This is a genomic window from Idiomarina sp., assembly GCF_048260185.1.
Lineage (GTDB): Bacteria > Pseudomonadota > Gammaproteobacteria > Enterobacterales > Alteromonadaceae > Idiomarina.
In genome coordinates this window covers 240,899-258,733 of the sequence record NZ_JBLXHB010000004.1, presented here as the reverse complement: position 1 = coordinate 258,733, position 17,835 = coordinate 240,899, and the positions used below count along the sequence as shown (strand labels likewise).

Annotated in this window: 15 protein-coding genes; 6 read left to right on the top strand and 9 right to left on the bottom strand. The window is 47.9% G+C overall.

Annotation, left to right across the window (positions count from 1 at the left end; translation table 11 throughout):
* Positions 1 to 35 precede the first annotated feature (35 nt).
* Together recG and trmH are read right to left on the bottom strand one after the other, a co-directional pair.
* The gene (gene recG / locus ACN0RF_RS10625) at positions 36 to 2,117 is read right to left on the bottom strand and encodes an ATP-dependent DNA helicase RecG (protein ID WP_417438985.1); all 2,082 of its coding nucleotides are present in this window, start codon (positions 2,115 to 2,117) and stop codon (positions 36 to 38) included.
* Positions 2,118 to 2,126: 9 nt separating this feature from the next.
* Positions 2,127 to 2,807: a tRNA (guanosine(18)-2'-O)-methyltransferase TrmH gene (gene trmH, locus ACN0RF_RS10620; protein WP_417438984.1), complete on the bottom strand. Its 681-nt coding sequence runs from the start codon at positions 2,805 to 2,807 to the stop codon at positions 2,127 to 2,129.
* Between the two features lie 96 nt (positions 2,808 to 2,903).
* Between trmH and ACN0RF_RS10615 the strand changes: the two genes are divergently transcribed.
* Positions 2,904 to 4,112, top strand: coding sequence for an EAL and HDOD domain-containing protein (locus ACN0RF_RS10615; RefSeq protein ID WP_417438983.1), 1,209 nt, complete (start codon positions 2,904 to 2,906; stop codon positions 4,110 to 4,112).
* Positions 4,113 to 4,117: 5 nt separating this feature from the next.
* Here ACN0RF_RS10615 and ACN0RF_RS10610 read toward each other — a convergent pair whose 3' ends face one another.
* Entirely contained in the window at positions 4,118 to 5,647 is a 1,530-nt protein-coding gene (locus ACN0RF_RS10610; protein ID WP_417438982.1) for a GNAT family N-acetyltransferase, read from the bottom strand.
* A 122-nt stretch (positions 5,648 to 5,769) separates the two neighbouring features.
* Here ACN0RF_RS10610 and ACN0RF_RS10605 point away from each other — a divergent pair, with 122 nt between their 5' ends.
* Positions 5,770 to 7,110, top strand: a complete 1,341-nt coding sequence (locus ACN0RF_RS10605) for a Na+/H+ antiporter NhaC family protein (RefSeq protein ID WP_417438981.1) — start codon at positions 5,770 to 5,772, stop codon at positions 7,108 to 7,110.
* Here ACN0RF_RS10605 and ACN0RF_RS10600 read toward each other — a convergent pair whose 3' ends face one another.
* The 4 genes from ACN0RF_RS10600 to gmk all read right to left on the bottom strand — a co-directional run bounded on the left by ACN0RF_RS10600 (position 7,111) and on the right by gmk (position 10,683).
* A complete protein-coding gene (locus ACN0RF_RS10600; RefSeq protein WP_011235605.1) occupies positions 7,111 to 7,503 on the bottom strand; it encodes a RidA family protein in 393 nt (130 codons plus the stop codon). It abuts the gene before it with no gap.
* Between the two features lies 1 nt (position 7,504).
* The gene (gene spoT, locus ACN0RF_RS10595) at positions 7,505 to 9,610 is read right to left on the bottom strand and encodes a bifunctional GTP diphosphokinase/guanosine-3',5'-bis pyrophosphate 3'-pyrophosphohydrolase (RefSeq protein ID WP_034822695.1); all 2,106 of its coding nucleotides are present in this window, start codon (positions 9,608 to 9,610) and stop codon (positions 7,505 to 7,507) included.
* A gap of 102 nt (positions 9,611 to 9,712) precedes the next feature.
* A complete protein-coding gene (gene rpoZ / locus ACN0RF_RS10590) occupies positions 9,713 to 9,982 on the bottom strand; it encodes a DNA-directed RNA polymerase subunit omega (protein ID WP_011235607.1) in 270 nt (89 codons plus the stop codon).
* A 68-nt stretch (positions 9,983 to 10,050) separates the two neighbouring features.
* Entirely contained in the window at positions 10,051 to 10,683 is a 633-nt protein-coding gene (gmk, locus tag ACN0RF_RS10585) for a guanylate kinase (RefSeq protein ID WP_417438980.1), read from the bottom strand.
* Positions 10,684 to 10,798: 115 nt separating this feature from the next.
* Between gmk and ACN0RF_RS10580 the strand changes: the two genes are divergently transcribed.
* Positions 10,799 to 12,007 (top strand): CynX/NimT family MFS transporter, encoded by a 1,209-nt coding sequence (locus ACN0RF_RS10580; protein WP_417438979.1) that lies wholly within the window; start codon positions 10,799 to 10,801, stop codon positions 12,005 to 12,007.
* On the opposite strand, the gene ACN0RF_RS10575 is transcribed toward ACN0RF_RS10580, so the two are convergent.
* Positions 11,991 to 12,581, bottom strand: coding sequence for a TetR/AcrR family transcriptional regulator (locus tag ACN0RF_RS10575; RefSeq protein ID WP_417438978.1), 591 nt, complete (start codon positions 12,579 to 12,581; stop codon positions 11,991 to 11,993). The two genes, ACN0RF_RS10580 and ACN0RF_RS10575, sit on opposite strands and share 17 nt — an antisense overlap.
* Before the next feature lie 143 nt (positions 12,582 to 12,724).
* Here ACN0RF_RS10575 and pyp point away from each other — a divergent pair, with 143 nt between their 5' ends.
* Positions 12,725 to 13,102, top strand: a complete 378-nt coding sequence (gene pyp, locus ACN0RF_RS10570; protein WP_417438977.1) for a photoactive yellow protein — start codon at positions 12,725 to 12,727, stop codon at positions 13,100 to 13,102.
* Between the two features lies 1 nt (position 13,103).
* On the top strand, positions 13,104 to 14,372 hold the full coding sequence (locus ACN0RF_RS10565) for an AMP-binding protein (RefSeq protein ID WP_417438976.1): 1,269 nt from the start codon (positions 13,104 to 13,106) through the stop codon (positions 14,370 to 14,372).
* Here the strand turns inward: ACN0RF_RS10565 and ACN0RF_RS10560 are convergent.
* The gene (locus ACN0RF_RS10560) at positions 14,369 to 15,553 is read right to left on the bottom strand and encodes a PAS domain-containing protein (protein WP_417438975.1); all 1,185 of its coding nucleotides are present in this window, start codon (positions 15,551 to 15,553) and stop codon (positions 14,369 to 14,371) included. The genes ACN0RF_RS10565 and ACN0RF_RS10560 overlap by 4 nt on opposite strands.
* Positions 15,554 to 15,687: 134 nt before the next feature.
* On the opposite strand from ACN0RF_RS10560, the gene ACN0RF_RS10555 reads away from it, so the two are divergent.
* A complete protein-coding gene (locus tag ACN0RF_RS10555; protein WP_417438974.1) occupies positions 15,688 to 17,730 on the top strand; it encodes a BCCT family transporter in 2,043 nt (680 codons plus the stop codon).
* Positions 17,731 to 17,835 lie beyond the last annotated feature (105 nt).

Sequence of the window (17,835 nt, the reverse complement as noted above, 5' to 3'; positions counted from 1 at the left end):
ACCCCGAACTGATTTTGTACTAGTGTACTTGATGATCACACCTGAGCATAGTGATCACGACGTGGTAACCAACGCTCAATTAGCGCTTCTGCGCTTTGCGGATAATGTTCTAATACGTGCTGAGCAATATTTTGGGCTTCTGGTATTAACGCTTCATCGCGCTCTAAGTCAGCCACTTTTAATTCAGCTAACCCAGTCTGCCGATGACCCAGCAATTCACCCGGCCCACGAATTTCGAGATCGCGCTGCGCAATCACGAAACCGTCATTACTTTCGCGTAAAACACCCAGCCGCTGTTGCGCGGTTTGCGACAACGGGCTGTGATACAGCAGTACGCAATGACTGGCTACCGAGCCCCGGCCAACCCGACCACGTAATTGGTGAAGCTGTGCTAAACCTAATCGCTCCGGGTTTTCAATGATCATCAGCGAGGCATTAGGAACATCTACTCCAACCTCTATGACCGTCGTTGCGACCAATAAGTCAATATCACCCGCTTTAAACGCCTGCATGACCTGTTCTTTCTGCTCATGTTTAAGCCGGCCATGCACCAGGCCAATACTCAAGCCCGGCAGCTGCTCCTGCAAGTCGTTGGCGGTGTCTTCTGCCGCCTGACATTCAAGTACATCGGACTCTTCAATAAGGGTACAGACCCAATACGCCTGACGGCCTTCAGTGGCACAGACCTCACGCACTCGCTCCACTATTTGCTCGCGCCGGGTGTCCGGAATGGCGACAGTGGTAACCGGTGTGCGACCCGGTGGAAGTTCATCAATGACCGAGGTGGCAAGGTCAGCATAGGCTGTCATAGCCAAAGTTCGCGGGATAGGTGTTGCAGTCATAATTAACTGGTGAGGATGCACACCCGCCTGAACGCCTTTTTCCCGTAATTGTAACCGCTGGTGCACACCAAAACGGTGCTGTTCGTCAATAATAACCAATGCCAGACGCTGATATTCAACATCCGCCTGAAACAACGCATGGGTGCCAACCAGTAGATGGATATCCCCTTGCTTTAACTGCGCCAGTAACTCCCGACGGGACTTACCTTTGGATTTGCCACTTAACCAGCCCACGTTGATTCCTAAAGGCATCAACCACTGACTGAAAGTAATGGCGTGCTGCTCAGACAAAAGCTCGGTCGGCGCCATTAAAGCCACCTGGTATCCGGCTTCAATGGCTGCCAGAGCACTGAGCGCAGCAACCAGAGTTTTGCCTGAGCCGACATCCCCCTGCACCAGCCGCATCATTGGCTGACCTTGCGCCATATCGCTGGTAATTTCTTTCACCACTCTTGCCTGCGCGCCAGTGGGTGAAAACGGTAACTGCTTTAAAAATGCCTCTTGTAACGAACCGTTGCCTTTTATAGTAAAGCCCGCCTGAGCCTGTCGAGCCTGACGTAACTGCAGCAAACTTAACTGATGCACAATAAGTTCTTCTGATGCCAGTCGCTGCTGCGCGGGATGCTGGCCTTGTTCCAACTGCGTCAGAGGAACATCTACCGGTGGCCTGTGCAGGGTTAAAATAGCCTGCTCCAGAGAAAGTTGATGGGGCCTTAAATTTTCAGGCAACAGTTCAGGTAAAGAACCGGGCTGAAGATAGGTCAGTGCCTGCCCAATGATCTTACGCAAAATTCCCTGAGTCACACCTTCTGTCATTGGGTAGACTGGTGTCAGGGTTTCCTGCATATTCAATGGCTCACCGGCTTTGACCACCCGGTATTCCGGGTGGATCATCTCCCAGCCGACCATGCCGCGGCGCACTTCGCCAAAGGCTAATAGCTGCGTACCTTGAGCAAATTGCTTTAACTGAGCCGCGCTAAATTGAAAAAAGCGCAGACTTATACTGCCGGTTTCGTCGCTGGCCTGACAAATCAACATACGCTTACGACCATACTTGATATCGGCGTGCCGCACCGTGACCAGAACATTGGTAGCCACACCTGCACGTAAGTTTGCAACGTCAGTTATCTGAGTACGGTCCTCGTATCGCAGCGGCAGATGCAACAGTGCATCACTGACAGAGGCTAAGCCCAGCTTGCGCAGCTTAACCGCAACCTTTTCGCCCACACCTTTAAGTGCCGTCAGTGGAATGTGCTGCAGTCCTTTTACCGCCACCTTTGCTCCTTATCTTGCGCGCATCGCCAGCCACCAGGCTTCGTCCGCGACAATTTGTCCATTTTCATCCAGCTCCGGATAAGGCATATTCTTACGTTTACAAGCCTTGGCATAAATTGGATGACCACCTTCAAATAACACCCTGTGCCGCTCTTCGGCGCTGATATGTGCTTTATCGTACAAACCTGCCTGCTCTCTTTGTCGCTGCGCTTCATACAGCATCACCGCGCCAGCAACAGAGACATTCAGTGACTGTACCATGCCTACCATAGGAATCATTACGTGATAGTCAGCAATATCTAAAGCTTCATCGGTTACACCGTATTTTTCCTGGCCGAGCAAAATAGCGGTCGGTTTGGTGTAATCTACTTCACGAAAGTCCACAGAATGCTCGGACAAGTGCGTTACGACAACCTGCATACCTTGGCCTTGAGTTGCTTCCAGCGCTTCGCCAACGGTTTTATGATTATGGATTTTCACCCAGTTTTGACTGCCAAGCGCGGTACCACCCGATAAACGCGCCTTTTTGGTTAGCCATATCGCGTGCATCTCATGCACACCTATCGCATCTGCAGAGCGAACCACCGCAGACAAATTATGGTTTTTATGCACGTTTTCCATGACAACGGTCAGGTCTGGCTGACGCTTGTCCAACATTTGGTTAATTCGTTGATATCGTTCAGGACTCATTGCTTTTTTATGAAAATAGGACTAGATATAAGCAGTATACCCGAGAGATTCGGTCAGAACTAACCCTATGCTTCATCAAGGAAGACAAGAATAACAATGTCGTACTCCTACATTGCGCGGCAACCTATTTTAACCAGAGACCAAAAAGTTTTTGGTTATGAACTGCTGTTCCGCAACAGTACTGAAAACAGCTTTCCGAATATTGATCCTAACGAGGCCACCTCCAAACTGCTTTTGCAGCAGCATTTACTGGGCGACATTCAGACACTTTGTATGGGGAAGCAGGCATTTATCAATTTTCATGCCCGTACTTTGTTAAATGATTTCCCTTCCTTTCTAAACGCCCGCACCGTATGGGTAGAGCTGTTGGAGACCGTGGGGGTTGATGCCCCTTTGTTAGAAGCATGTAGCGCCACTCGTGCAAAAGGTTATCGGATTGCATTGGATGATCACGATTTTGCCGGGCAATGGGAGCCTCTCATTCCCATGATCAACATGGTAAAAGTTGATATCCAGGAGCAAGGTTTAGAGCTCGACGAAAAAATTCGCTTCTTCAAAGAAAAGGGCGTTCCACTGCTCGCGGAGCGGGTTGAAACCCGAGACGAGTTCGAACGTTGTTTAGAGCTAGGCTTTGATTATTTTCAGGGTTTTTTCTTCGAAAAACCGCAAATAGTCCAGCAAAAATCTCTCGCGCCTAATCGCATTAGTATGCTGACACTGTTGTCTGAAGCGCATAAAAAGGAACTCGACTTAGATACCATACGACAAGCCATTGAGCAGGACTTATCACTCACTTACAGCTTGCTTAAACTGGTCAACAGCGCTTTATACGGCGGTCGCAGGAAGATTGAAAACATTCAGCATGCTCTGGTTTATTTGGGTAATACCGAAATTCGCCGTTTTATCACTCTGGTTGTTTTAGCTAATGTGTCAGAAGGGCAGCCGGAAGAGTTGACCATTAAATCAGTCACCCGAGCACGCTTTATGGAATTGGTTACGGTTGAAATCCTTAACGAAAAGCACCGTTCCAGTGCTTTTTTGACTGGCATGCTATCCTTACTAGACATTATATTGGGCGTATCTATGGATGATGTGCTTAAACAGCTTCCGCTTTCTAAAGACATTACCAAAGCGTTGAAAACCCGCGAGGGTGTATGGGGGTATCTGCTGCAAATGACCGAGCTTTATGAGCGCGGCGAGTGGGAAGCTCTGGATAAGCACCCGCTAAAACAAAAACTGAACGGCACCGATATTGGCCAGCTTTATATCGATGCCAGCCAGTGGTGCCGTTTAGCCCTGTTCTAAATGTCCTAGCTCATCCGTTTACGAGATACTTCATAGATATCCGTACGACGATCCTTTTTATTGGTCACCGAGCCTTCATGGTGCAAATAACGCAGCTCATCCAGATTTAAATCTGAGAACATTAGCATTTCCGTGTTCGGCGTGGTCTCCGACATGATGGCGTCATGCGGGAAGGCGAAATCCGAAGGAGAGAATACTGCCGACTGCGCATATTGCACATCCAGACTTTCCACTTCAGGCAAGTTGCCCACGCTACCGCAAATCACAACATAACACTCGTTCTCTACAGCACGTGCTTGTGCACAATGTCGTACACGCAGGTAGGCGTTACGGGTATCTGTCCAGAACGGTACAAACAGAATTTCTAATCCTTCGTCCGCCATTATGCGACCCAGTTCAGGGAACTCCACGTCATAGCAAATTAGAATGCCAATGCGTCCGGCGTCGGTATCGAAGACTTTGACTTCGTTGCCGCCTTCAATAACCCAGTCACGCTTTTCGTGCGGGGTAATATGCAATTTGTACTGCTCTTCCACCGAGCCATCGCGGCGGCACAAATATGAGACGTTATAAATACTATCTCCGTCCTGCAACGGCATCGAACCGGTAATAATATTGACGTTATAGCTCACCGCCATTTGCGACATTTCACGCTTAAACAGATCGGTGTACCCAGCCAGAAAACGAATCGCATCCATTTGCTGGCTCTGGTCAGTTAACCCCATTAACGGCGCATTGAAAAACTCCGGGAAGACGGCAAAGTCACTTTGATAACCCGACAGAGCATCAACAAAGTACTCTACCTGCTTCAGCAGTTCTTCTACCGACTCCACCGAGCGCATTTGCCACTGCACCGCTCCTACACGGACGTTCTGAATACGAGTTGTCAGAATATTGTCTGAAGGCTCGTACAGGAAGTTATTCCACTCCAGCAATGTGGCAAAGCCGCGTGACTTTTTATCTTCCGGAAGATACTTACCCAACAGGCGTTTTACGCTAAAGTCATTCGCCAACTGAAAGGTCAGAATCGGGTCATAAATTTCGCGCCGCTGCACTTTGTCCAGGTACTGACTTGGCGTTAGTTCATTTGCATATTTGTGATAATTCACAATACGACCACCGGCCAGAATAGCGCGCAGGTTGGCCTGTCGGCACAGCTCTTTACGTGCATCGTACAAGCGACGCCCCAGACGATAACCCCGATACTCCGGGTGAATTAAGACATCCAGCCCATAAAGCGCGTCACCTTTTTTATTGTTAAGAATGGCCTCTCTGTGGCCAATTAAATCGTCATAGGCGTGAGGGTTGGAAAACTTGGTGTAGGCCACCTTAACCGTTAAGGCGACACCAACAATGCGCCCATTATCCTCCAGACAAAACTGACCTTCAGAAAAATCCTTTATCAGCTTTTCTATGGTGAACTGGCTCCAGGAGCCACCTATGTCTGTGTAGACAGCATCCATTAATTCTTTTAACTGTTCGTAATCTTCCAGCCGCAAATTTCGTATTTGCAAATGCAGTTCATCGGGGCTCATTATCTTTATCCTGATCTAAAACAACTTTACCGACAGTCTACACGTAATTGGAATAAGGTTGCATCAGGATAATTAGCTGTATAAACTTCTGGACGTCCAAATAAAAATAAGAAGGCTGACACATGACCAATGCTTCGCCACAACCGGCTAGCGCTAAAGCGCTGTTACCTCTCGCATTATTCTTGATCCTGTTCTTAGGAACCGGGTTGTACTTTCAAAGCGAAGGGGTCGAATACGCGTTTTACCAATTACCCAGTCCGGTTGCGATTCTGCCGGCCATAGTCCTTGGTATTTTACTGAGTAAGCAGGCATTTGAAGAGCGCATTGAAACCTTCGTTGGCGGTGTCGGCGACAATAACATTATTACCATGTGCCTCATTTACTTGCTGGCGGGTGCGTTTTCGACGGTGGCAGAAGCAACCGGCGGTGTCGATGCTATGGTGGCACTGGGGCTAAATGTTATTCCGGCTTCTTTCCTGCTGCCCGGGTTGTTTATTATTGCCGGGGTTATCTCTACCGCCATGGGCACCTCTATGGGAACACTGGCAGCGCTGGCGCCAGTGGTTCTAGGCATTGGTGAAGCAACCGATATTAGCTTGCCGCTGCTGGCCGGGGTACTTGTTAGTGGCGCCATGTTTGGCGACAACTTATCCATCATTTCAGACACCACCATTGCCGCAACTCGTACACAGGGCTGTACCATGCGGGACAAATTCCGCGCGAACTTAAAAATTGCCATACCCGCAGCTATCTTTACCGTAATTTGGTTAGTGACATACGACACTAGCCAGGTACCTTTAGAAATTCCGGAAGCCAACCTATGGCTGTCATTACCTTATTTCGTCATTATTGTTTTAGCGGTTATGGGGCTTAATGTCTTTGCCGTGCTCGGGCTTGGCATTGTCTTAGCAGCCGCTTTTGGCATGTTCACTGTCGACTACGAATGGGTGGCTTTTAGTCAGGATATCTACGAAGGTTTTGGCAGTATGCAGGAAATCTTCCTGCTGTCGCTGCTCATTGGCGGCTTGTCCGCGTTAATTCGTCAGCAAGGGGGGCTCGCTTTCTTAGCAGGCTTTGTCGAAAGCGCAGCCAATAAGGTCAGTAAACACAAGCAGCGTGCATCAGCTATTGGTGTGGCCGGCCTGACCGCTCTGACAAATCTATGCGTCGCCAACAACACCGTCAGTATCTTACTGGCCGGCGAAGTTAGTAAACGTCTGGCCAAAGTGGGCAATTTAGCACCGCGCCAAAGCGCCAGCTTATTGGATATTTTTGCCTGCGTTGTGCAGGGAGCTTTGCCTTACGGGGCACAGGCACTGTTGATGGGAGCCAGCTTTAAAATATCGCCACTATCGGTCAGTCTGCATACGGGGTATTGCTTTATTCTGGCAGCCGTGGCTATTGCCATTATCATCTGGCGCCGCCCTCTGGAAGACAGAGAGCCGACACCAGAAACAGCTTAATTAATAGGTACTGGGCAGTTCCATAATGCCGTCAATTTCGATTTGCGCGCCTTTCGGCAACTGCTTTACGCCGATAGCCGCGCGAGCCGGATACGGTTCTCTGAAATGCTTCGCCATGACTTCATTTACAATGGCAAACTGCCCCAGATCGGTCAGGTAAATCTGTACCTTTATCATGTCCTGCAGTTCGCCGCCGGATGCCTCACAAACAGCCGTCAGGTTTTTAAACACCTGCTCGGCCTGGGCCGTGAAGTCTTCGCTAACGAGCTCCATACTTTCAGGAACCAGAGGAATTTGTCCGGAAAGGTATACTGTCGTACCAATTTTTACCGCCTGCGAATAAGTGCCGATAGCTGCTGGCGCTTTATCCGTTGAAATAATCACTTTAGACATATTACTTCCTTAAGCGCGTCACGCGCTGAACATCCGGCATCTTGCGAATATGACGGATCACATCCGCTAAATGCTTACGGTTTTTTATCGTTAAAGCCACATCAATGAAATAAATGTTGGCATCAATTTCTTCGGTCTGCAGACCATCAATATTACAGCCCGTGGTTGCAATAGCCGATGTTAACTTAGCCAGCACGCCCTGATTATTGACAATTTCAATGCGAATTTCAGAAATAAACTCGGCTTCGGGTTTGTTATCCCACTCAACCGGGAAGTAACGCCCCGGGTCATCTTCATGCCCACGAACGTTTTTACACTCACGACGATGAATAACCAAACCTTTACCCGGACTCACATGGGCAATGATATCGTCGCCCGGAATGGGGCGACAGCATTTGGCAAAACTGACCAGCAGACCTTCTGCGCCTTTAATTGAGAGGCTTTTCTGTGATGCGTTGTCATCTTTTATCGGCTGTAAGTCGCCTAAAAGCCGCTTCGCAATGGCCACCGACATCATATTGCCCAGGCCAATTTGTTTCAGCAAATTCTCACGGCTATCAATTTTTGTTTCCTGCAATACCCGCTTAAATTCCGACTCTGGAATTTCATCGTAACTGACCTGACCGAGTGCTGAGCGAAGTAAGCGCTCACCCAACTGTTGCGCTTCGTCAGCTTCCTGACTTTTCAGGTACTGGCGAATTTTAGCCCGGGCTTTACCGGTTACCACAAAGTTTAACCAGGCAATATTCGGCCGCGAGTTAGGTGCTGTTTTTATCTCAACCGTTTGCCCGGTTTCCAGCGGTTTACTCAACGAATAAGTACGATGGTTAACTCTCGCACCAATACAGGTGTTACCAACGTCGGTGTGCACAGCGTAGGCAAAATCTACCGCGGTAGCGCCCTGAGGTAATTCGGTAATTCGGCCATCGGGACTGAACACGTATATTTCATCGGGGAATAAGTCAGACTTTACGCTTTCAATGAATTCAAACGAGTTGCCTGCACTTTGTTGTAACTCTAACAAGCTTTGCATCCACTTACGCGCACGCACCTGAGCCGTGGTACTGGAGTCATCCGATTGTTTGTACATCCAATGCGCGGCGACTCCGCGGTCAGCCATCAGATCCATCTCTTCGGTACGAATCTGAATTTCTACCGGCACGCCATGTGGGCCTTTTAAAGAGGTATGCAACGATTGATAGCCATTCGACTTTGGAATAGCAATGTAATCTTTAAACCGCGTTTCAATGGGCTTATACAAATTGTGTAGCGCCCCGAGAACCCGGTAACAGGTATCGACACTGTCCACGATGACGCGGAACGCGTAAATGTCCATGACCTGTTCAAACTTCACTTCTTTAGCCTGCATTTTTCGATAAATGCTGTGCAGATGTTTTTCACGGCCAGACACCCGCGCCTGAATATTGTTACCGTCCAGGCGCGAGCTGATTTCGCTTTGCACTCGCTCGGTAAACTCGCGACGGTTACCGCGGGCACGTTTGACTTCTGACTCAAGCAATTTTCCACGCCAGGGGTACAGCGCCCAGAAGCCCAGTTGCTCCAGCTCATTTTTAATATCGTGCATACCCAGTCGGTGTGCCAACGGAGCATAAATTTCTAAGGTTTCACGAGCAATACGGCGGCGTTTATCGGGGCGCAGGTGCTGAATGGTACGCATGTTATGGGTGCGGTCAGCCAGTTTAATCAGAATAACCCGAATATCCTGCACCATCGCCATAATCATCTTGCGGTAGTTTTCGGCCTGAGCTTCTTCTTTGGAGTTAAACTGCAACTTATCCAGTTTAGACACGCCCTCCACTAAACTGGCAACGGTTGCCCCAAAACGCTCGGCCAGGTCTTCCCGGCTGGTTTCAGTATCTTCAATAACGTCATGAAGTAAAGCCGCCATTAAGGTTTCGCAATCCAGTCTCATGTCGGCAAGCAGGCTTGCAACCGCAACCGGGTGCGTAATGTAAGGCTCACCGCTACTGCGTTTTTGCGAACTGTGGGCTTCGTTTGCTACAACAAAGGCATCACGAATACGTTCCACCTGCTCGGACGGAAGATACTCACTAACCTGAGCCTTTAAGCCTTCAAATAAGTACACCAGTTAACTCCCCGGGTAATACCGGACTATGAATATACTTTCAGAATAAGGGGATTTGACGGAATTGCCAACGGCATTGATGCCGTTGGCGAACAGAAACTTTTATTCGATACCGCGCAGCGCATCTACCGCACGCAGTTCTTCAGCGTCTTGCTGCTTTTGAGCCGCCTGATCTTCAATATCAAGACGTTCATTGTCGATAAGGCCTTGCTCTATTTCACGCAAAGCAATAACAGTTGGTTTTTCGTTTTTTGTTTCAACTAATGGCTCTTTACCATTGGCCAACTGACGCGCGCGGCGTGAGGCTAACAAAATTAAATCAAAACGGTTACCAACACGGTCTACAGCATCTTCTACAGTTACGCGAGCCATGGTTTACTCCCAATAAAGCGTGAGTCGTATTTTTCGAAAGGCTAAGAATTATACGGAATTAAGGCCTATTATCCAAGCAATTCCTTCAATACGCTTGAATATCTTATTTGCTGATGCGGCATTTTTTGCCGCTGAGCTAAAACAATATGCTCCAGCGATGCCAGGCTGTTGTTAAAGTCATCATTTACCAGTAGGTAGTCAAACTCATGATAATGCGACATTTCTGCCTGAGCTTTTGCCATACGCTCGGCAATAACTTCGTCGGAATCCTGTCCGCGAACACGCAAACGTTCCTCCAGAATTTCCAGGCTGGGCGGAACAATAAAAACCGAACGCACTTCAGGATGGTGTTCACGAACTTGCTGAGCACCCTGCCAGTCAATATCCAGAAACACGTCTTTGCCTTCAGCTAACAGAGACTCTACAACTTTGCGGGAGGTACCGTAGTAATTGCCAAATACACGTGCCCATTCGTAAAACTCACCGGCATCAATGCGTTGTTCAAATTCTTCAGTACTGAGGAAGTGGTAATGGACGCCCTGAACCTCTCCCGGACGCGGATTACGCGTAGTAGATGATACAGACACCTGCATTGACTGATCTGGATGCTTTTCCAACAAAGCCCGAATGAGGCTCGACTTCCCTGCGCCACTGGGGGCCGCAATGATAAACAAATTCCCTAACACCGGAGACGCGGTCATAACGGGTTCTCTTTTTAAGAAACGGACGATCACTGTTGGCGCGAAATAATAACACGGTTTCACACCGCGATGAAAATTGAGTAAAGTATGGCTTTTAAGGACTCGTGGTATTACTTTGCAGACTCAATCGGCGCCTGTCGCAAAACCGTCTAAATTCCCCCTGCTGTTCGGCTTGCTCGTACTGGTATTACTGGGGCTTAATCTGCGTCCTTTGCTGACATCCGTAGGGCCACTAACCGATGAGCTACAAACCATCACAGGTCTGTCTTTCAGTGAGATATCGCTGTTAACGACACTGCCCATTCTAATGATTGGCTTAATGGCCTTATTTGCCGGGCGGGTGACAACAGCTTTGGGTTATCGGCAAGGTATTGGGCTGGGCTTGTTGATTCTGTGCGCAGGCCTTACCACCCGACTATTTGAGCCGACCAGCACCAGTATGATTACCAGTGCTTTAGTGGGCGGAGTTGGTATTGCGTTACTGCATATCGTTATTCCGGAACTGACCAAACAACAGTATTTGAATCGTTTGGGTATGGTCACTGGCCTTTGGTCTGCGGCACTCATGGGCGGCGCGGCGCTAGGTGCTGTCGCTACGCCATGGGCTGCAAATTTATTACCAGAGCGCTTTCAGGCACTAGGCAGCTGGTCTCTTTTAGCGGCGATAGTGCTGATTATTTGGTACTTACCTTTTAACCGCACACCGGTTGCCAGCATTCCTCCCCGGCACCTGTTATTGCGGGCTCACCGTTACCCCAGGGCTTGGCTCCTGGGTATTTATTTTGCCCTGGTGAATGCAGGATACGCCGGATTTATTGCGTGGATAGCGCCATTTTATGGTGAATTCAGTTGGCCCGCACAAAAAGCAGGGAATTTACTGGCGTTGTTTTCTCTGGTTCAGGTTATCGGCGCTTTGCTGCTACCGGCTCTATCGCGCACACAAGACCGACGGTTGTGGCTAACAGCCGCGGTACTTATTCAAATGGCAGGCTTTGCGGGGTTAAGCTGGTTTCCGACCGAAGCTCCCTGGCTATGGTCGGCACTTTGCGGCTTTGGCTTAGGTGGTGCCTTCCCGCTATGTATTGTTATGGCGCTGGACCATATCGATAACCCTGTGCAGGCAGGGCGCCTGGTTTCTTTTATGCAGGGTATTGGCTTTATGTTTGCCAGCCTGATGCCGTTGTTAACCGGATGGTTCAGAGACGTTTCCGGTAATTACAGTTTAGGCTGGCAGTTACATATTATTGTCGGCATTCTTATTTTGCTTATAACCTGGCAATTTAACCCTAATAGCTACCGTGGCCTGTTTAACTTGCGGGAATAATTCTCGCAATTATATCGTCGGCTAAGCTTTCCAACTGCTGCCGCGGAATTTCTCGCCTGGCCATGGTGCGCAAACCAATAATATTCGTCTGTAATAAAAGCCCCAGACGTTCAGGAGACTGCGAACTACCGATTTCTCCACGCTGCTGCGCCTGCTGAAACGCTTCTGTAAAAAGCTGTTCAAATTTATCAAGATAACTTTGTACAGGCTCGCTAAACGCTTTGTTCTCCGGCGTAAATTCCAACAAAGTTTTTACCAGCATACACGCCTGAGTTGGTGCGCAGGTCTCTGTCATTACCGCAATATTACGAAGGTACAAACTTATTCCCTGCAGCACCGAAGATTTTTGCGCTAAGGCTTGCTTAAACTCATCTTCTGCAAGAGAGGAGTATTCTTCAAGGGTCTCTTTAAATAAGGCTTCTTTATTGCCAAATGCGGCATAAATACTTCCGGGCCTCATATCCATTTCTTCCTCTATGTCTTTCATAGAGGTTGCGTGGTATCCCTTGCGCCAGAAAAGCTTCAGCGCATTGTTAAGCGCTGTTTCCCGGTGAAATTTAGGCGTTCTGGGCATTATTTTTATCCTTAATTATTTACCTGAGGGCAAGTATAGACCTGCTTGTTGTTAATTTCACTTTAAGAAGTGTTAAGAAAACATGATCTAAATGTCTCGGGCTCCACTATTAACCCATACATTTCGTACTTAGAGGTAACACAATGGAAATTGTTCAATTCGGTTCTGATGATATCGAAAACACCTTAGCTAAAATGTCAGATGACAAATTAAACGATATTGCGTTTGGTGCTATTCAGTTAGACGCCAGTGGTAAAATTATTCAATACAACGCCGCCGAAGGCGACATTACAGGTCGTGATCCGGGCGCTGTCGTTGGCAAAAACTTCTTTAACGAAGTGGCGCCATGCACCAACAGCCCTGAGTTTAAAGGACGCTTCGACGAAGGCGTTAAAAGCGGTAATTTAAACACCATGTTTGAATATGTTTTTGATTACGAAATGCAGCCGACCAAAGTTAAAGTTCATATGAAGAAAGCTTTAACCGGTGATACCTACTGGGTATTCGTAAAGCGACTGTAAAATGGCAGACTCACTTCAGCAGCACCTTATTGTTACTGTCATCGGCGATATTATCGCCGATGAACTTGCACGTCTGCGTCCGGCTGAAAGTGAATACTGGAAACGTCGCCAATGGCATGAAGACGACACGTTAGTGGCAAAACACAAGTCAACCAAAGACAGTGGCGAAGATGAAGTTGCAGTTGATTCGCTGGAAAGACTGGCGCTAGCCGGCCGGGTAGTTCAGTTCTTCCATATGGGAGACAGCGGAGTTGAAGATTACCTTCTGCGCCGTAACAGTCTGGCAGAATGGGCAAACATTGTTCTTAAATCGCGACAACTTCACTCCCAAAACTTAACGGTTACGACTTCGGGCAGTACCGGTCAACCTAAGACCTGCGAGCATTCCTGGAGTACATTAGTTGAGGAAGTAAGAGAGTTTGTCCGAATCTTTGAAAACGACTATGAGTTATCTCCAGCCCGCGTTGTCGCTTTAGTGCCCAGCCATCATATTTATGGCTTTCTGTTTACGATATTGTTGCCGCATCTTGTTGATGCGCCGGTGCTGCGCGGTTTTAAAGCTTATAGCCACGTTCGCAACGGTGGCTTACGTGCCGGAGATGTCGTTGTCGGTTTCCCTGAATTGCTCACTCAGTTATCGTCGGAGATGCCGCCATTACCACCCGGAGTACTTTTTATTAGCTCTGCCGGACCATGCCCGGCCAGTACGGTGCATCAGTTGTATGCTATAGGCGCAGCTCGCGCTGTGGAAATTTATGGTAGCTCTGAAACTGCAGGTATGGCTTACCGGAGTAAACCAGAAAACAACTACCGTTTGTTATCCCGCTGGCGCAGAAATACAGAAAACCATCAGCAGCTAATTGATAAGAAAACAAAGGTTATTTACGAAATACCAGATAATACCCAGTGGCATACAGAGGATGAATTCCAAATCACCGGACGAGTCGACAAGGCGGTTTCGATACGAGGAATCAATGTGTTCCCGGCTCATATTGCTAAGTGTCTGCGTCAACACCCGGCAGTTGCCGATGCAACGGTACGCCCGATGAGATCCGACGAAGGCTATGGACTGAAGGCCTTTATTGTTTTACAGGAGAATATTAGTGAAACGGTAACTGAACAAAGTGTTCAAACCTGGTTAAGTGACAACCTCTGCGCTGCGGAAATACCGGAGCGAATTAGCTTTGGAGAGCAATTACCCATAAATTCCATGGGTAAGGCGCAAGACTGGAGTATCGATAACTCGCCAACGGGTAAGCCGTTAAATTAATTCAACGCACGTAATAACACATCGTCAAACCTCAGATCTGTTATTTGTGCAGACTCCAACGCTATTTTATGCTCAATGCCGTGCTGCTCTAACAATTGCCGGGTAGCGTGCAGGCAATTCTTATTTTGCTCTGCTGACAGCGTTGACATAAGTACAACGATAATTCCTTTTCCTAAGCAACCCGGAGTGTCGTAATCCTGAATGTTCTGACGGACAATTTTGCTGACGGCTTTTAACGTTTCTGCGTTATTAGCAACGCGCACGGCCATGACATAATACTGATGCTCAGAATGAGCCTGGTATAAACTAAAGCGCCGTTGCAGAGACTGCAGCATAAGCCGTCGATTATAAAATCCGGTGTGCTCGTCATTGCCACCGGTTTCCCTGAGCTTGAGCTCAAGTTCTTTATAGTCGGTAATATTCTGCGTGGTACCAAAAATAATTTCACGCCCGGCTTCGTCAATGCGATAAATCCCCGACTGCCGTAACCATCGGATTTCACCGTCGCCAAGCATAATACGATGCTCGACATCTCTCGCGCCAGACTGTTTAACGGCATTAATTGCGTCGGTTACCGCTTGTCTGTCTTCGGGATGAGTTCTTTCTAAAGTCAGGACTAATGAGGGCGTTACCCTGGACTTGTCCAAACCATGTAAACTGTACATGGTATCCGACCACTGCGACTGCCCGGTTTCTAAATCAAGCTGCCAATGCCCGAGCCCGGCAACTCGCTCAGCAAGCATTAAATTGCGCTGGTTTTCTTCAACTTTCAGCTCCAGCATTTTTCTCTCAGTAATGTCCAGCATCTGCCCATTCCAGAGTGTACTGCCGTCGGCCTGTTGACTGGTCACTGCGTGCCCGTATATCCAGCTTACTCTGCCATTTTTAATCACTCGATACTCTTTAACCCACAAATATTGATAGCGGGCAGAGTCGTGCATACTGCTCAAAACAGATTGTAAGTCGTCGGGATGAATGATCTGACTCAGCAATGTCACGTCCTTTGCCAGTGACTCAGCAGAACACCCAAAAATGCCCTCAACGCCCTGACTGACATAATTAAATTTCAATTGCCCGTCCGGTGAGCGTTCAAGCTGGTATAGCGCACCCGGTACCGAGTTTGCTAGCTGTTCAAGATTAACCAGGCTTTTTTCAGAATCCATAAACTGCAAATGACTCATTATCAACAACCATAACAGCCATAATATTAACCTACAGGCCAGAAACTAAACAGCAAATAAATGCAAAGTGACCCATTACAAATCTTTTTAAGTAGTCTATATATAAATAAATCATAATAAAAACAGGAGCTTTTATGTCAGCCGAGAAGCAAAAATGGCATTCAGCAATTTTACTGCCAGTATTTCTTCCTGCGGTTATCGTTATAGCTTTACTGGTTATAGGCACTTTAAGCGCACCAGAAAAAGCTGGCGAGTTATTTGAATGGACGCTGGCTGGTATTACCGACAATTTCGGTTGGTTTTATATGTTAGCGGTCGCACTTTTTCTCATGTTCATTATCGGTGTGGCCGTTTCAAGCTGGGGTAAAATTAAATTAGGGCCCGACCATTGCGAACCGGAATACAGTTTTACGTCCTGGTTCGCCATGCTCTTTTCTGCCGGGTACGGTATTGCCTTACTGTTCTTTGGTGTTTCAGAGCCTATACTCCACTTTGCCGAGCCTCCAGCCGGGGCTGCTGAGACAGTAGGTTCTGCTAAACAAGCCATGCAAATTGCCTACTTCCATTGGGGCTTTCATATCTGGGCTATATACGGCTTAGTCGGTCTGGTACTGGCTTACTTCTCGTTTCGCCACGGATTACCGCTTTCCATGCGCTCGACCCTGTATCCACTTATAGGCGACAAAATTAACGGACCCATTGGACATACCGTAGACACCTTTGCAATTCTCGGCACAATGTTCGGCATCGCGACCACTCTGGGGCTTTCAGTCACTCAAATTAATACTGGTCTGAATTATTTATGGGAAGACATTCCCATCGGCAAAACAACGCAAATTATTGCCATTGCCGTTATCACCCTGGCAGCCATCGCTTCGGTTGTCGCCGGAATGGATAAAGGGATTAAACGACTGTCGCTCATTAATATCACTTTAGTACTTTTTCTGGTGCTCTTTGTTTTTGCTGTCGGACCTACAATTCATATTCTGGAAACCTTTTTACAAAATACCGGCGCTTATTTAAGCGGTATTGTAGAGCGTACTTTTAATTTGCAGGCCTACGAACGCAGCGACTGGATTGGTAACTGGACTCTATTTATCTTCGGCTGGACCATTGCCTGGGCACCTTTTGTCGGGCTGTTTATAGCCAAAATTAGCCGCGGTCGCACTATTAGACAATTCGTTTTTGGGGTCATGCTGGTCCCCACTATTTTCACCTTCTTTTGGTTTGCGGTATTTGGCGATACAGCGCTGAACCTAGTTATGAATGAAGGTTTCACGACACTCATCTCAGCCGTTCAGGAGAACGAAGCAGTAGCTCTGTTTAAGCTCTACGAACAACTGCCAATGACTAGCATTTTAAGCTTTTTAACGGTGTTATTGATCATCACCTTCTTTGTAACATCGTCAGACTCTGGCTCACTGGTTATTGATTCATTATCCTCTGGTGGCATGATGGAAACCCCTGTCTGGCAACGCGTGTTCTGGGCCAGTACCGAAGGAGTTGTCGCCGCAGTTCTGTTGTTGGCCGGAGGCCTGAGTGCTTTGCAAACAGCGGCAATTACCAGTGCCTTACCTTTTGCCGTCATTATTTTGTTATCGGCAGCTGGCATGTGGCGTGCCCTTATTATTGAAGGACATCAATCTGCCAGCCTGAAAAGCCACCGCCAATCACATCGCAGAGGTGTAAACGAAGGTCCGGACTACTGGAAGAAGCGTTTGTCCGGCCTGGTCGACTTCCCGCAAAAAGAACAGGTACTTGAGTTTATCAATGGCCCTGCCACTGAGAGCATGAAAAAAGTCCGGGACGAACTCAAAGATCAGGACTGGCCAGCCAAGTTCAAGACTGATGAGGAGCACAATCGCATTATTCTAAGTGTAGAGCGAGAAGGTGATCTCGACTTTGCTTATGAAATTCGTCTTAGAGACTATTTGTTACCAGAATTCGCTCTGACAAACGATAAAAACCGCGAAGTTTATTATCGAGCCGAGGTTTTCCTCAGACAGGGCGGACAGTCTTATAACCTATACGGTTATGAGCAAACCGATATCATCAACGATGTGATTAATCAGTTTGAGAACTACCTGCACTTCCGTCATAACAGCCCCGGAGTTCTCCCGTGGGACCTGGAAAAGCATGATGAAGACCTGAATGAAGACCTTGAGTCACAAAAGTAAAAGGAACGTAAAGAAGCCGCTCTTCGGAGCGGCTTTTTAGTGGTCGGACTGTTGATAACAGGAGACATGTGCGAGAATAGCCATATTGTCAGTATGGAGTTTAAC

Excerpts from the sequence above, each read along its gene's own strand:
- ACN0RF_RS10555 (WP_417438974.1), top strand. The coding sequence starts at position 15,688 with ATGTCAGCCGAGAAGCAAAAATGGCATTCAGCAATTTTACTGCCAGTA.
- ACN0RF_RS10565 (WP_417438976.1), top strand. The coding sequence starts at position 13,104 with ATGGCAGACTCACTTCAGCAGCACCTTATTGTTACTGTCATCGGCGAT.
- ACN0RF_RS10615 (WP_417438983.1), top strand. The coding sequence starts at position 2,904 with ATGTCGTACTCCTACATTGCGCGGCAACCTATTTTAACCAGAGACCAA.
- trmH (WP_417438984.1), bottom strand. The coding sequence starts at position 2,807 with ATGAGTCCTGAACGATATCAACGAATTAACCAAATGTTGGACAAGCGT.
- ACN0RF_RS10610 (WP_417438982.1), bottom strand. The coding sequence starts at position 5,647 with ATGAGCCCCGATGAACTGCATTTGCAAATACGAAATTTGCGGCTGGAA.
- pyp (WP_417438977.1), top strand. The coding sequence starts at position 12,725 with ATGGAAATTGTTCAATTCGGTTCTGATGATATCGAAAACACCTTAGCT.
- gmk (WP_417438980.1), bottom strand. The coding sequence starts at position 10,683 with ATGACCGCGTCTCCGGTGTTAGGGAATTTGTTTATCATTGCGGCCCCC.
- ACN0RF_RS10605 (WP_417438981.1), top strand. The coding sequence starts at position 5,770 with ATGACCAATGCTTCGCCACAACCGGCTAGCGCTAAAGCGCTGTTACCT.
- ACN0RF_RS10600 (WP_011235605.1), bottom strand. The coding sequence starts at position 7,503 with ATGTCTAAAGTGATTATTTCAACGGATAAAGCGCCAGCAGCTATCGGC.
- ACN0RF_RS10560 (WP_417438975.1), bottom strand. The coding sequence starts at position 15,553 with ATGAGTCATTTGCAGTTTATGGATTCTGAAAAAAGCCTGGTTAATCTT.
- ACN0RF_RS10575 (WP_417438978.1), bottom strand. The coding sequence starts at position 12,581 with ATGCCCAGAACGCCTAAATTTCACCGGGAAACAGCGCTTAACAATGCG.
- rpoZ (WP_011235607.1), bottom strand. The coding sequence starts at position 9,982 with ATGGCTCGCGTAACTGTAGAAGATGCTGTAGACCGTGTTGGTAACCGT.